Origin of the sequence: Methylobacterium guangdongense (assembly GCF_038442355.1) — a bacterium.
Lineage (GTDB): Bacteria > Pseudomonadota > Alphaproteobacteria > Rhizobiales > Beijerinckiaceae > Methylobacterium > Methylobacterium guangdongense.
Genome location: NZ_JBBXMX010000001.1, coordinates 529,151 through 542,125 on the forward strand (window position 1 = coordinate 529,151; position 12,975 = coordinate 542,125).

General features: G+C 70.1%; 14 protein-coding genes. 4 read left to right on the forward strand and 10 right to left on the reverse strand.

Annotated elements, in window-relative coordinates; all coding sequences use genetic code 11:
- Positions 1 to 3: 3 nt before the first annotated feature.
- Complete coding sequence (locus tag AAHG09_RS02565; protein WP_342105184.1) at positions 4 to 1,248, reverse strand: HlyD family secretion protein; 1,245 nt, start codon at positions 1,246 to 1,248, stop codon at positions 4 to 6.
- Positions 1,249 to 1,398: 150 nt separating this feature from the next.
- Between AAHG09_RS02565 and AAHG09_RS02570 the strand changes: the two genes are divergently transcribed.
- Positions 1,399 to 2,037 carry a TetR/AcrR family transcriptional regulator gene (locus AAHG09_RS02570; RefSeq protein ID WP_342105185.1) on the forward strand — a complete coding sequence of 213 codons (639 nt, stop codon included), beginning with the start codon at positions 1,399 to 1,401 and terminating at the stop codon, positions 2,035 to 2,037.
- Positions 2,038 to 2,057: 20 nt separating this feature from the next.
- On the opposite strand, the gene dxr is transcribed toward AAHG09_RS02570, so the two are convergent.
- The 4 genes from dxr to pyrH all read right to left on the reverse strand — a co-directional run bounded on the left by dxr (position 2,058) and on the right by pyrH (position 5,547).
- On the reverse strand, positions 2,058 to 3,236 hold the full coding sequence (gene dxr / locus AAHG09_RS02575; RefSeq protein WP_342105186.1) for a 1-deoxy-D-xylulose-5-phosphate reductoisomerase: 1,179 nt from the start codon (positions 3,234 to 3,236) through the stop codon (positions 2,058 to 2,060).
- A gap of 19 nt (positions 3,237 to 3,255) precedes the next feature.
- Complete coding sequence (locus tag AAHG09_RS02580; protein WP_342105187.1) at positions 3,256 to 4,125, reverse strand: phosphatidate cytidylyltransferase; 870 nt, start codon at positions 4,123 to 4,125, stop codon at positions 3,256 to 3,258.
- 19 nt (positions 4,126 to 4,144) lie between these two features.
- Positions 4,145 to 4,708, reverse strand: coding sequence for a ribosome recycling factor (frr, locus tag AAHG09_RS02585; protein ID WP_091712647.1), 564 nt, complete (start codon positions 4,706 to 4,708; stop codon positions 4,145 to 4,147).
- A gap of 116 nt (positions 4,709 to 4,824) precedes the next feature.
- On the reverse strand, positions 4,825 to 5,547 hold the full coding sequence (gene pyrH / locus AAHG09_RS02590) for a UMP kinase (RefSeq protein ID WP_342105190.1): 723 nt from the start codon (positions 5,545 to 5,547) through the stop codon (positions 4,825 to 4,827).
- A gap of 167 nt (positions 5,548 to 5,714) precedes the next feature.
- On the opposite strand from pyrH, the gene AAHG09_RS02595 reads away from it, so the two are divergent.
- Positions 5,715 to 6,641 carry a diacylglycerol/lipid kinase family protein gene (locus tag AAHG09_RS02595; RefSeq protein ID WP_342105192.1) on the forward strand — a complete coding sequence of 309 codons (927 nt, stop codon included), beginning with the start codon at positions 5,715 to 5,717 and terminating at the stop codon, positions 6,639 to 6,641.
- A complete protein-coding gene (locus AAHG09_RS02600; RefSeq protein WP_342105193.1) occupies positions 6,638 to 7,453 on the forward strand; it encodes a metallophosphoesterase family protein in 816 nt (271 codons plus the stop codon). The genes AAHG09_RS02595 and AAHG09_RS02600 overlap by 4 nt, the downstream gene beginning before the upstream one ends.
- Before the next feature lie 215 nt (positions 7,454 to 7,668).
- Here the strand turns inward: AAHG09_RS02600 and AAHG09_RS02605 are convergent, their stop codons facing one another.
- From AAHG09_RS02605 to AAHG09_RS02615, 3 genes are all read right to left on the reverse strand, one after another.
- A complete protein-coding gene (locus tag AAHG09_RS02605; protein WP_342105195.1) occupies positions 7,669 to 8,235 on the reverse strand; it encodes a helix-turn-helix domain-containing protein in 567 nt (188 codons plus the stop codon).
- Between the two features lie 400 nt (positions 8,236 to 8,635).
- On the reverse strand, positions 8,636 to 9,562 hold the full coding sequence (gene tsf, locus AAHG09_RS02610) for a translation elongation factor Ts (RefSeq protein ID WP_342105196.1): 927 nt from the start codon (positions 9,560 to 9,562) through the stop codon (positions 8,636 to 8,638).
- Between the two features lie 118 nt (positions 9,563 to 9,680).
- On the reverse strand, positions 9,681 to 10,748 hold the full coding sequence (locus AAHG09_RS02615; RefSeq protein WP_342105197.1) for a 30S ribosomal protein S2: 1,068 nt from the start codon (positions 10,746 to 10,748) through the stop codon (positions 9,681 to 9,683).
- Between the two features lie 261 nt (positions 10,749 to 11,009).
- Between AAHG09_RS02615 and AAHG09_RS02620 the strand changes: the two genes are divergently transcribed.
- Positions 11,010 to 11,192, forward strand: coding sequence for a hypothetical protein (locus AAHG09_RS02620; RefSeq protein WP_342105198.1), 183 nt, complete (start codon positions 11,010 to 11,012; stop codon positions 11,190 to 11,192).
- Positions 11,193 to 11,284: 92 nt separating this feature from the next.
- Here the strand turns inward: AAHG09_RS02620 and AAHG09_RS02625 are convergent, their stop codons facing one another.
- Entirely contained in the window at positions 11,285 to 12,022 is a 738-nt protein-coding gene (locus AAHG09_RS02625) for a pseudouridine synthase (RefSeq protein WP_342105199.1), read from the reverse strand.
- Positions 12,019 to 12,924, reverse strand: coding sequence for a class I SAM-dependent methyltransferase (locus AAHG09_RS02630; protein WP_342105200.1), 906 nt, complete (start codon positions 12,922 to 12,924; stop codon positions 12,019 to 12,021). Before AAHG09_RS02630 ends, AAHG09_RS02625 begins: the two co-directional genes overlap by 4 nt.
- Positions 12,925 to 12,975 lie beyond the last annotated feature (51 nt).

Below are 12,975 nucleotides of genomic sequence, written 5' to 3' on the forward strand. Positions count from 1 at the left end.
GCCCTACCGGCTCGCGGTGCTGACCGGCCGCACGCGCGCGGCCCGGTCGAGCACCGAGCGGTCCGCGCCGGCGCGGGTATCGACCCGCACCACCGCCGACAGGCCCGGCCGCAGCAGACCCTCGCGGGCAACATCCTCCGGCACCCGCACCCGCACGGGCAGGCGCTGGACGATCTTAGTGAAGTTGCCGGTGGCGTTGTCGGGCGGCAGCAGGCTGAACACCGAGCCGGAGGCCGGCGAGAAGGATTCCACCACGCCCTGGATCTCGCGATCCGGATAGGCGTCGACCGTCACGGTTACCGGCTGGCCGGGGCGCATGCGCTGAACCTGCGTCTCCTTGAAGTTGGCATCGATGCGGACGCTCTGCAGCGGCACCAGCGCGGCGATCCGGGTGCCGGGCGCCACGTAGGCCCCCGCTTCGACGGCCTTGTTGCCCACCACGCCGTCGAACGGCGCGCGGATCACCGCGAAGTCGAGATCCCGGCGGGCGCGGTCGACGGCGGTGCGCAATTCGGCCGCGACGCTCTCCGCCTCGCGCTTCTGCGCCGTGAGGACATCGACATTGGCGCGGGCGGCCACGAGGCCGGCTTCCATGGCCTTGACCGACGCCTCGGTCCGGTCGCGGTCGGCGCGGGTCTGGTCGATACGCGACTTGGCGACGTAATCGGCCTGCATCTGCATCGAGCGGGCGAAATCGGCCTGGGCGCGGACGGCGTCGGCGCGGGTCGCATCGAGCTGGGCGGCGGCCTGGGCGACCTGCGCCCGCGCGGCCTCGGCCTGCCGGGCGATCCGCGCGATGGTGCTTTCCTGCGTGGCGAGCTTGTCCTGCGCGGCCTGGAGCGCGAGGCGGTAATCGCCGTCGTCGAGCTTGGCGATCACGTCGCCCTTCTTGACCGAGAGGCCGTTCACTACCGGGACCGCCTCGAGGTAGCCCGGGACCTTGGCGGCGAGCACCGAGATGTCGGCCTGGACGTAGGCATCGTCCGTCGAGACGAAGAACCGCCCGACCGTCCACCATTGCCACCCGGAATAGGCGCCGCCGCCGAGGGCGACGACCAGGAGGGCGAGCAGGATAGCCCGGCGGAGCGGGCGCTTGCGCACCGGCGCGTCGCCATCCGGCGTCGACGTTTGATTGACAGTCACAGCTGATGTCGGCGCAGCCGTCGGACGAGCCGGGCCCTCGGCCCGCTCCTCGTCGCCGCGTTCGACGACCGGATCGGGGCGATCAGCGTCCTCGCGCAGGGACATTGCAGAGCCTCACAGCCAACGACAACCGCAATGACCGAACCGTTCGGTCAAAACCTCGGCGCGCCTTGACGCGATTCCGAATTGGGCCCAGGGTATGTTGACCGAACGGTTCGGTCAAGCGGGGCGGCGCCAGGGGCGCCGGGCGGAACGATGGCACAGGGTGCAGCGCTGGATCGGGGCGTGACCGCGCACGAGGGCGACAAGCGCCGACAGATCCTGGACGGGGCCCGGACGGTCTTCCTTTCGGCGGGCTACGATGGCGCGAGCATGGGTGAGATCGCGCGGGCGGCCGGCGTCTCTAAGGGCACGCTCTACGTGTATTTCGACAGCAAGGAGGCGCTGTTCGAGGCCTTGATCCTCGAGGAGAAGGCCAGCCTCGCCGAGACGCTCTTCACCTTCGATCCGAACGATACCGATATCCCGGCCGTCCTGACGCGCCTAGGGATGAGTTTCCTCGCCGAGATGTCGCAGCCGCGGCACATCTCGATGCACCGCATGGTGATCGGCGTCTGCGAGAAGTTCCCACAATTCGGGCAGGTCTATTACGACGCCGGTCCGGCCCGCGGCGTGGCGCGGCTCGCGGCCTATCTCGACGTGCAGGTGACGGCAGGTCGGCTGCGCATCGCTGACACCACCCTGGCGGCCCAGCACTTTTTGCATCTCTGCCTGGCCGGGCTCCTGACGCGGATGCTGTTCGCCGCGGCCGGCAAGGCGGACGAGGCCCGGATGCGGTTCCAGACCGCAGAGGCAGTGCGTGTCTTCCTGGCCGGGTACGGGCCGGAGCGCTGACGCGTCGCCCGAGCTGGCTGCTAACCGGCCGCGCGTAGCTCCGGCAGCGCCTCGGCGCTCCAGACCCGGACATGGGCGTCGATGGCCAGCGCCTCGTCGACATCGGCCGGCGCGGCCCGGTACTGCCCGGCGAAATGCGTGCAGGCGCGCTCGACCAGATCGCTGATCCCGTAGAAGCCGATCCGGCCGGCGATGAAGGCCGCCACCGCGATCTCGTTGGCCGCATTCATCACGGTCGGCGCCGCCCCGCCCGCGGCGAGGGCAGCCCGGGCGATCCGCAGGCACGGGAAGCGCTCCTCGTCCGCGGCCTCGAAAGTGAGGGAGCCGAGCTTCACGAGGTCGAGGGGTCGCCCACGCGCGATGGTCAGCCGGTCGCCGAGGCCGAGGCAGTGCGAGATCGGCACGCGCATGTCGGGGAGCGCCAATTCGGCGGTCACGGCCCCGTCGAGCCAGTAGACCATGCCGTGGATCACCGATTGCGGATGGACCACGACGTCCAGGCGCTCGGGCTCGATGCCGAACAGGTGGTGCGCCTCGATCAGTTCGAGGCCCTTGTTCATCAGGCTCGCCGAATCGATGTTGATCTTCATGCCCATCGACCACGTCGGATGGGCGGCGGCCTCGGTGGCGGAGGCGGCGGCGATGCGCTCGCGGGTCCAGGTGCGGAACGGGCCGCCGGAGGCCGTGATCATCATGGTGCGCACGTCGGCGAGTGGCCGTCCGGCCAGCGCTTGGCTCAGGGCGTCGTGCTCGGAATCCATCGGCAGGATCGTGGCGCCGTAGCGGGCTGCGTCGCGCATGAAGGCGTCGCCGGCGCAGACGAGGCTCTCCTTGTTGGCGAGCGCCACCGTCCGGCCCAGGCGCAACGCCGCGTGGGTAGACTTGAGGCCCGCCGCTCCGCTCACCGCCGCCACGACGATATCGGCGTCCCGGGCGACCGCCTCCATGACGGCGCCCTCCCCGGCCCCGTTGGGGATGCCGGAGCCCGACAGGGCCTCCGCCAGCGCCGGGCCGGCGGATTCATCCGCGAGGGCCGCGAAGGATGCGTTCAGCTCCCGCGCCATCCGGGCCAGCGCGACGGGATCCTTGCCGCCCACGAGGGCGCCGACGCTGAAGCGGTCGGCGTGCTGGGCGAGCAGGTCGGCCGTGGACTTGCCGATCGAGCCGGTGGCGCCGAAGACGGTGACGATCTGGGTCACGGGTTCAACTCCCTCATCGTCACGTGATCAGCCCAGCCCCGCGCAGGGCCAGATAGACGGCAGCCAACAGGGCGACCGCGAAGAAACCGTCGAGGCGGTCCATGACGCCGCCATGGCCCGGAATGATCTTTCCCGAGTCCTTCACGCCGTAGCGGCGCTTGAGGCCGGATTCGATCAGGTCGCCCGATTGGCTGAGCACCGAGGCGAGCGCACTCACGCCCGCCACCACCGGGAGGGAGGCGGCGCTCGGCAGGGTCATGCCGGCGAGATCGGCGACGACCGGCACCAGGGTCCCGGCCGCGACGCCGCCGATCAGGCCGCCCAGGGCGCCGGACCACGTCTTGTTGGGCGAGACCCGCGGCATCAGCTTCGGGCCGCCGATCTTCCGGCCGGCGAAATAGGCGGCGATGTCGGTGGACCAGACCACCGCGAACATCCAGGCCGGGCCGACGAGCCCGATGGCGGGATCGTCGCGCAGCGCCACGGGCACCGCCGCGATGGCGCCGGCGCCGAGCACGCCCAGGAAGGCGCGCGTCCGGCCCCAGCCGGTCCGCGCCACCGTGGCGCAGGCGGCCGCGCCGAGGATCAGGACGGCGAGGCAGGCGGCCGTCGGCGCGCCGCCGCGCTGGCAGAGCAGCAGGGCGCCGAGGGTCGCCGCGCCCAGCGCGATCAGCACCTCGCGCGGCTCGGTGCGGCTCATCACCATCCACTCGGCGAAGCCGATGATGCCGGCGGCCAACCAGATGCCCGCGAAGGGCCAGCCGCCATAGACCAGCCCGGCCAGCACGCCGGCCCCGAGCACGAGGCCCGAGGCGACGCGCAGCCACAGCTCGCGCCGGCTCTTGCGGGGAGCCTTGGACGGTGCGGCCGGTGCGGCGGCGGCGGTCACGTGCGGACCGTGCCTCGCCTCAAACCTGCATGATCTCCTTCTCCTTGGAGGCCAGCACGCCGTCGATCTCGGCGATGTACTGGTCGGTCGCCTTCTGCACGTCGGCGGCCTGGCGCTTCTCGTCGTCCTCCGAGATGGCGCTGTCCTTCAGGAGCTTCTTGAGATGGTCGAGGCCGTCCCGGCGGACGTGGCGAACGGCGACGCGCGCCTCCTCGGTGTACTTGTGGGCGACCTTGACCATCTCCTTGCGGCGCTGCTCGTTCATCTCGGGGATGCGGAGCCGGATGGTCTGGCCTTCCGTCTGCGGGTTCAGGCCCAGGTCGGATTCGCGGATCGCCTTCTCGACGGCGGTGACCATGCTGCGGTCCCAGACCGAGATCGACAGGAGCCGCGGCTCCGGCACGCTCACGGTGGCGACCTGGGCCATCGGCATCGCCGAGCCGTAGGCATCCACCTGGATCGGGTCGAGCAGCGACGGCGTGGCCCGCCCGGTGCGCAGGGATCCGAGATCCTTGGAGAGCGAAGCGACGGCGCCCTGCATCCGGCGCTTGATGTCGTTGAGGTCGAATTCCGGTGTAGCCATGAGAATCGTCCCGAGACGTCTGACGTGGTGTTCTCGCCCGGCGCGGGCAGTCGCGGCCTCAATGGACGAATTTTTTCAGGGCCGCAAACGGTTGCGGCGGCGCGCGGGCCGCTCGGTCAGGGCGCGACCAGGGTCGAGGGCGCCGCGCCCGACAGGATCGCGGCGATCGAGCTCGGCGGGTGCAGCGAGCCGACCACGATCGACAGGCGGCTCTCCCGGGCGAGCGCGAAGGCGGCGGTGTCCATGACTTTCAGGTCCCGGGCGATCGCCTCGTCATGGGTGATGCGGTCGTAGCGGGTCGCGCTCGGATCCGTCTTGGGATCGGCCGAGTAGACGCCGTCCACCTGCGTCGCCTTCAGCACGGCGTCGCAGCGCAGCTCGGCCGCGCGCAGCACTGCGGCGGTGTCGGTGGTGAAATACGGGTTGCCGGTGCCCCCGGCGAGGACCACCACCTGACCCTTGTCCAGATGGTGCAAGGCCGGCTGGCGGGCGTAGGTCTCGCAGATGGTCGGCATCGAGACCGCCGACATGGTCCGCGCCTGGACGCCGGCCGCGTTCAGCGCCGTCTCGATGGCGAGCGAGTTCATGACGGTCGCCATCATGCCGAGCGAATCCCCGGTGGCCCGGTCGATCCAGCCGGCCGCCGAGATGCGCGCCCCGCGGATCATGTTGCCGCCGCCCACCACGATGGCGACTTCGGCGCCGGTCTCGATGGTGCGGGCGATGTCCTCGGCGAGGGCCGCCAGCGTCGGCGGATGCAGCCAGTAGCCGTCCGGTGCGGCGAGCGCCTCCCCGGACAACTTCACGAGGATACGGCGAAACGGCGTCGTCTCCGGCATCTGGATCCCCGTCCGACCCGCCGCGTGCGAGCCGGGAGGCTTCTACGTCAACCGTGTGAGCGCCGTCGAGGGGCGGGCCGCGATCGGACGGGGATCGCCGGCCGACACGCGAACGACGTCGAGCCCTGGCAAAGCCAGCTGGACTTCGCCCCCGGCCCCGGACATCCATGCGCATCGCCCTGGTGATCAACACCGAATCCGGCAGCGTCGGCGGCACGACGCCGGAGGCGATCCGCGAACGGATCGTCGCAGCCGGAATCGAGGCCGTCGGCGAGGCCGACAGGGGCGCCTCCCTGCCGGCGCGGATCGCCGCGGCGGTCGCCGAGCCCGGGATCGATGCGGTGGTAGTGGCCGGGGGCGACGGCACGGTCGCCTGTGCGGCCGCCGCCCTCGCCGGACGCGCGATACCGCTCGGCATCCTTCCGCTCGGCACGATGAACCTGCTGGCCAAGGATCTCGGCCTGCCGCTCGATCTCGACGGCGCCATCGCCAATCTCGCGCAGGGCGTGCCGCGGCCGATCGATGTCGGCGACGTGAATGGGCGGATCTTCGTCATCAATTCGGTGCTCGGCATGGCCGCCCGGGTCGCCCGCCATCGGGAGGCGCATCGCACCCGCCGGGCACTGCGCACCCTGCTGCGCTGGGCGCTCGGGCTGCTCCGCCATCTCGGCCGCTATCCGCGGCTCACGGTGACGGGCCTGATCGACGGGAAGGCGCGGCGCCTGCGGGGACGTTTGGTGGCCGTCGTCGTCGGTGACTACGTCGAGCAGCCGGGACGCGTGCTCGTACGGGCACCGATCGATGCCGGCCAGATCACGCTCTACGTGCTCGCCAATCTCTCGGTGTGGCGCAGCCTGCGCCTCGCCGTCGGATTCGCCCGCGGCGACTGGCGCCGGCTCCCCGACGTGGAGCGGCTTCCGGTCGGCGATCTCAGTATCGCGTCGCGACGACGGGCGCTCCTGGTGATGAACGACGGCGAGGTGCTGCTGATCCCCACCCCCCTGCATTACCGCATCCGGCGGCACGCGCTGACGGTGATCGTGCCGCGCTCCGGGACAGGCCAGCGCTTCGCCGAGGGGACGCCGGCGACATGAGGCGGATCAGCCACATCTCCGACCTCCATTTCGGCCGCACCGATCCGGCCGTCGTCGAGGCGCTGGTGGACGAACTCAATGGGGACGCACCGGACCTGATCGTCGCCTCGGGCGACTTCACCATGGCGGCGCGCCGGTCGGAATTCGCGCAGGCCCGCGCCTTCCTGAACCGCCTGTCGCCGCCCTGGATCGGGGTGCCCGGCAACCACGATATCTCGCCCTACGATCTAGTGCAGCGGTTCGCGCGGCCGTTCGCGCGCTATCGGCACGCCATCGCGCCGGAGACGGAGCCGTGCTTCGCGGATGCGGAGATCGGCATCGTCTGCCTGAACACGGTCCGGCGCTGGGCGCCGGAGCCGGACTGGTCGCACGGTCTCATCCGGCGCAGCCAGATCGCCCGGACCGAGGCGCGTCTCACGGCCATGCCGGAGCACCTGTTCAAGATCGTGGTGGGCCACCATCCGTTCAGGCCGCCGCCCTGGGACGAGGAGGCCCGATTGGTCGGCCGTGCGGATCTTGCGCTGGCGGCCTTCCGCCGCTGCGGCGTCGGCCTGACGCTCGCCGGGCATCTGCACCGGCACTACGCGCGCTTCGCCCTGGACGACGATCCCGCGGTCGAGGCGGTCGACCGGGGTGTGATGCGCGGCAGTCGGGGTCGGCTGCTGGCCGTCCAGGCCGGCTCGGCGACCTCGACGCGCCTGCGCGGGAACGAGCCCAACGCCTACAACCGCATCACCGTCGAGGATGGCTGCGCCACCGTCACGGTGCGGGTCTGGGACGGCGGAGCGTGGGTCGATGCGGCGCCGGCATGACGTGAACCGTCACGCCGGCGCCAAATCTCAGCTGCCCGTCAGGACGCCGACGGCGCCGACGACGGTCATCACAAGGCCGGACGCGAAGGCGCCGATCATCAGGTAGGAGAGGGGCTTCAAAGTCATGTTGGGAAGGTAGTGCGCATCCGCGAGATGCGGTGTGCGCCGCAACACAGGGCAGAGAAACGCAGTCGACGGAGCCGGGATTCCGGCCTTCAGCTTTGTGTTGCGGGAACGGGTTGGCGAACCGCGGAGCTTGCCGTCTCGCCCATCATGGACGCCCGTGTACCGAGCGCATCCATCACGGCTTCGGGGTGACGGTGGATCGTCCAGATCAAGGCCCGTGCGGTCGCGTTCGGCTTCGACTTGCCCTGTTCCCAGTTCTTGACCGTCGCCTCTTCCAACCCGAACCGCAACGCGAACTGGGCCTGCGAAAGCTGCAGAGCCTCGCGCACACTCCGGACCGAGATTGCGTCCGGCCCATGCTTGCGCGCCTCGATGCCCAGTTCGCTCAGTTCGGCGATCAGCCGGTCGAGGCTCTCGACCTTGGGGACTTCGATGTAGGCTTCCCCGGTATCGAAAAGCTCCGTCATGACGGCGTGGGCAGCCTTCGCCGGTAGATGTCTACGCACGAGGGCCCGGGCTGCCGCCACCGTGTCGAGGTCCGCCCCCGCCAGTCGCCTGAGGCTGACCCGCTCTGCGGAGCCGTCGCGGACGGGGATCGCGTCCCGAATTTGCACCCGTGGTCCGAACGCCGCCAACAACGTGGATCTCGTCGACATCCAGCGCCTCCATGACTCCCTGGGCTATATCCCGGAGGAGAGCCGCCCCCCATGACGTCATGGGATCGCCGCCGAGATGCAGGCCCATCAGCCTGAGCGAGCGATCCGAGAGCGTCACCTCGGCCATCACGTCGAGCGAGCCCCAGGGCGTCCGCACCTCGACCGTGAAGACCGGATCGTCGCTGTTGGCGTGAATCGACAACGATCGTGACTGCGCAAGCCACCCGCCGCCTATCCTATACGCAGATTGCCCATAAGACGAAACCCCTGACGTGGCGGCCAAGGGTCGACTGTCGTCCGCTGCGCGCCGCGCCGACGGTCTGACGCCAGATAAAAAACCCCGCCTGGCTCACGCCGGACGGGGTCAACGTCTTTGTCGATTGGATCGCGACAGGTCGCGTTAGGCGCGGCCGGCCTGCTGCGCCACCTCGGTGGCGAAGTCCGGCCCGTCTTCCTTCTCGATGCCCTCGCCCAGCGCGTAGCGCACGAAGGCCGTCAGGGTCACCGGACCGCCGACCTTGGAGCCGGCCTCCTTGAGGACCTGGCTCACCGTCTTCGAGCCGTCATGCACGAAGGGCTGCTCGAGGAGGGTGACCTCCTTGTAGTAGCTCTTCAGGCCGCTCTCGATGATCTTGGCCATCACGTGGTCCGGCTTGCCGGCATTCTTCTCGCGCAGGATGTTGGACTCGCGCTCCACCGTGGCGGCATCGACGCCCGAGGCGTCGAGCGCCACCGGGTTGGTCGCCGCGACGTGCATGGCGATCTGGCGGCCGAGCGTCGAGAGCGCCTCGACGTCCCCCTCGGACTCGAGCGCCACGAGCACGCCGATCTTGCCGAGGCCCTCGGAGATCTGGTTGTGCACGTAGGAGGCGATGACGCCATTCTTGACCTCGAGCTTGGCGACGCGGCGCAGGTTCATGTTCTCGCCGATCGTGGCGATCAGGGCCTGCAGCTTCTCGGAGACGGTCTCGGTGGCGCCCGGGAAATGGGCGTTCTGGAGACCCTCCAGCGTGCCGTCGGTGTTCAGCGCGATCTTGGCGGCTTCGCGGGCGAAGGCCTGGAAGGCGTCGTTGCGGGCGACGAAGTCGGTCTCGGAGTTCACCTCGACCACCGCGGCGTGGTGACCGGCGGACTCGACGGCGACCAGACCCTCGGCGGCGACGCGGCCGGCCTTCTTGGCGGCCTTCGCGAGACCCTTCTTGCGCAGCCAATCGACCGCGGCCTCGATGTCGCCACCCGTCTCGTTGAGCGCACCCTTGCAATCCATCATGCCGGCGCCGGTCGTCTCCCGGAGCTCCTTCACCATCGCGGCGGTGATGTTGGCCATGGCGGTCCCTTTCGTGTGGTCTGGATGAGAGAGGCCCGGCGCGCGGGTGAGCGGCCGGGCCCGGTATGCGGGGAACCGCGACGGCCCGATGACGGTGCCGCCGCGACGTCCGGATGGTTCAGGCCGCGGCGGCGGCCTCGACGAAGCCGCGGGCCTGCGAGACCCACGAATCGCGGTCGATGCGGCCGTTGAGCTTCAGGTCGGTGTCGACCTTCGTGACGTCCTCGGGGGTCATCGCGGCGATCTGCCAGTAGTGGTAGATGCCGGCGTCGTTGAGCTTCTGCACGATCTGCGGACCGGCGCCGTTCAGCTTGGTCAGGTCGTCCGGCGCGCCGCGCGGGGCGGCGAGCAGCTCGAAATGCTCGGTCGACTCGGCGAGCATCGCCACGTCGGCCGGGTCGAGGGCGTCGGACTCGACCGAGACGGCCGCGTCGTCGTTCGCCGGCAGCTCCTCGGCCATCGGCTCCTCGGAGGCACCGAGGTCCATGCCGGACGAGCCCTGGGCGCGCGAGATGCCGTCGATGGCAGCCTTGGCGATCAGGTCGCAGTAGAGCGCGATGGCACGGCCCGCGTCGTCGTTGGCCGGAACGATGTAGCTGATGCCGTCCGGGTTGCAGTTGGTGTCGACGATGGCGGCCACCGGGATGCCGAGGCGGTTCGCCTCCTTGATCGCCAGCTGCTCCTTGTTGGTGTCGATCACGAACAGCAGGTCGGGAACGCCGCCCATGTCCTTGATGCCGCCGAGCGCCTTCTCGAGCTTCTCCTTCTCACGGGAGAGCATCAGGCGCTCCTTCTTGGTCAGGCCCGGGCCGCCGGTCTCGAGCGTCTCGGTGACCTTGCGCAGGCGCGAGATCGAACCCGAGATCGTCTTCCAGTTGGTGAGCATGCCGCCCAGCCAGCGGGAGTTCACGTAGTACTGGGCCGAACGCTTGGCCGCCTCGGCGATCGTGTCGGCCGCCTGGCGCTTGGTGCCGACGAACAGCACGCGGCCGCCCTTGGCGACGGTGTCGCTCACCGCCTGCAGCGCCTGATGCATCGCCGGCACGGTCTGGGCGAGGTCGATGATGTGGATGTTGTTGCGGGTGCCGAAGATGTACGGCTGCATCTTCGGGTTCCAGCGATGGGCCTGGTGACCGAAATGGGCGCCCGCCTCGAGGAGCTGACGCATAGAGAAATCGACGGCCATTCTTGTGTGCTCTCCGGTTGGATCCGCCGCGGAGGGATGCAGCCGCCCGACGCATTCGGGCGACCACCGGAAACGCCTCATTCAGGCATGAGGCCGGCTCCGCGTGTGGGATGGGCGGGCGCTTAGCAGAGGGCCGGGTCGAAGGCAAGGCTCCGCGGAGAAGGGCAGTCGAAGGATACCGCGCAGGCGGCACCAAACCTCAATCACAGCCTGTGCTCAAATGGCTTGCAACACGCAGGCTAGGCTCCTGATAATCAGGCCATGGCGGCGGTTGCGTCCGACACCCTCAAATTCGCTCGAACCCTCCGGGAGAAGGCGAAGCTCTCACCCGAACAGGCGGAGGGCTTGGCCGATGCCAGGGCGGAAGCGCTGCAGGGCGATCTCGTCACGAAGGCGGATCTGCGTGCCGAGTTGGCGGATACGCGGTCCGGGATTGTGCGCTGAATCGCGGGCCTGATCGGCTTCCAGTCGCTCGCGATCATCGGCGCGGTCGTCGCCCTCGCTCGGACCCTTCACTGAAATGCCCGTAGCCCGGATCACCCATCGGCGAACACCGCCGCCAGTTCTTCAGCCGTCATGACGCGATAAGCCCCGGCCGCCAGATCCGCCGGTAGATCCAGCCCGCCGACCCGGTCCCGGTGCAAAGCCGTGACGTGGTTGCCCACGGCGGCGAACATCCGGCGGACCTGATGGTAGCGCCCCTCGGTCAGCGTCACCGCGCAATGGGTGGCATCCTCGGTTACGAGGTCCACCGGCAGCAGCGGCCGCTCCTCGCCCTCCAGCATCAGCGTGCCCGACGCGAAGACCGACGCCTCGCGGCCGGTCAGCGGCCGGTCCAGGGTGACGCGGTAGCGCTTGGCCACCTGGGCCTTCGGGCTGATGATCCGGTGCAGCAGCGCCCCGTCGTCGGTCAGCAGCAGCAGGCCCGAGGTCTCCTTGTCGAGCCGGCCCACGGTGGAGAGCGGCGGGTCGCGCCGGCGCCAGCGCTCCGGCATAAGTCCGTAGACCAGCGGTCCGGCCTCCTTGTGCGAGCAGGTCACCCCGAGGGGCTTGTACAGCATCAGGCAGAGGCCCGGCAGCGGATCCAGCGGCGCACCGTCGATCGTCAGGCGCCCGGGGAGATCCGGATCGAGGGCGATCCGCGCGCCGGCATCGTCGAGTTCTGCGCCGTCGAGGCGGATCGCCCCGGCCCGGGCGAGCCCCTGGATCTCCCGGCGCGAGCCGTAGCCGAGATTGGCGAGGAGCTTGTCGAGCCGCACGGCCTTCGCGCTCACCGGCGCGCCTCGTAGACCCGATAGCCGTTCTCCTGGACCGTCACGGAGACGGCCCGGAACGCCGCGCGCAGGGGCGGCTCGTAGGGCAGATGCGCGTTGGCCACGAGCCAGAGCGTGCCGCCCGGCCGCAGCGACTCGGCGGCGCGGGCGATGAAGGCCCGGCCGAGCGCCTGATCCTCCGATCCGCCCTCGTGGAAAGGTGGATTCGTGACGATGAAATCGAGGTCGGCCGGCACCTGCCCGGGCGTCCGGATATCGGCCCAGATAATCGTGGCCCGCGGATCGGGGACGTTGCGGCGGGCCATCTCGACGGCACGCCGGTCGATCTCCACCAGAGTCATCGCGGTCACGGCCTCCGAGGCGAGAACCGCCCGGGCCAGGATCCCGAGGCCGCAGCCGAGATCGGCGCCGCGCCCCTTCAACGCCGGCAGGTTCGCCATGAGCAGGGCCGTGCCGGGATCGAGCCGATCCCAGGAGAAGATGCCGGGCTGCGTGCACAGGGCGAGGTTGTCGACGTGACGCGGCCCACCCGCGTCGATGGCCTCGTCGATTCCCGCCGGCTCCGGCGGCCGCGCCGCCCGGCAGATCCGGTGATGGCGGCGCGGCTGGTCGGCGGCCGCGCAGCCGAAGGCGCCGAGTTCCTTCGCCAACCGGGTTCCGCCACGGTCCTTCGGCGCCAGGGCGATCATCCGGCCACCGGGGCCCAACGCCCGTAGGATCTGGGCGAGCACGTAGCGCCGCTCCACCGTACCCGGCGGGGCGAAGACGGTGGCGGACTCAAGGCTGTTCTCGGACAGGTCCTCGAGCCGCGCGGCACCGGGAATCAAAGGGGAAACCTGCACGGCATCGCCGGGGATCTCGGCGAGATCCGTCGGCGGCAGGCCGTAGACGGCATGTCGCATGAATGTCTTGGAAGTTGGAGAGCCGGCTCCGGAACGCGACTCCGCGGCGGT